General features: G+C 70.6%; 1 protein-coding gene. It reads left to right on the top strand.

Annotated elements, in window-relative coordinates; genetic code table 11:
• Positions 1–76: 76 nt before the first annotated feature.
• Positions 77–241 carry a hypothetical protein gene (locus tag JHD67_RS21490; RefSeq protein WP_199101173.1) on the top strand — a complete coding sequence of 55 codons (165 nt, stop codon included), beginning with the start codon at positions 77–79 and terminating at the stop codon, positions 239–241.
• The last annotated feature ends 177 nt before the right edge of the window (positions 242–418 follow it).

The raw sequence follows: 418 nt of genomic DNA, 5'->3' as shown, positions 1-418 counted from the left end.
CCCCCCCCCCCCCCCTTTTCTCATCATCCCGCGCCCCCCGACAACTACACCCGAACGTTGTCGTCGGCAGCGTCAGATGTGTATAAGAGACAGCCTGCGCAAACTGTTTCCCGACCTCAAGCTGGATATCCTGGAGAACGCCGCCCGCTTCTCGCCACCGGGCGAGGCCGTGCGCGTGGTGGATGCGGCGACGATTTCGGCGGCATCGGTCCAGTCGCGATTGAGCTTGAGCGTGCCATGACCCAGGCGCGCTGTCTCTTATACACATCTCCGAGCCCACGAGACCCGTGACCGAATCTCGGTTTCCGTCTTGGGGGTGAAAAAAGGGGGGGGGGGGGGGGGGGGGGGGGGGGGGGGGGGGGGGGGGGGGGGGGGGGGGGGGGGGGGGGGGGGGGGGGGGGGGGGGGGGGGGGGGGGG

The sequence above is a fragment of the Dyella sp. ASV21 genome (assembly GCF_016428975.1).
In the GTDB taxonomy this organism is placed as follows: Bacteria; Pseudomonadota; Gammaproteobacteria; order Xanthomonadales; family Rhodanobacteraceae; genus Dyella.
Note: the sequence above shows the minus strand (reverse complement) of the source record. Positions and strands in the feature narration are given on the sequence as shown.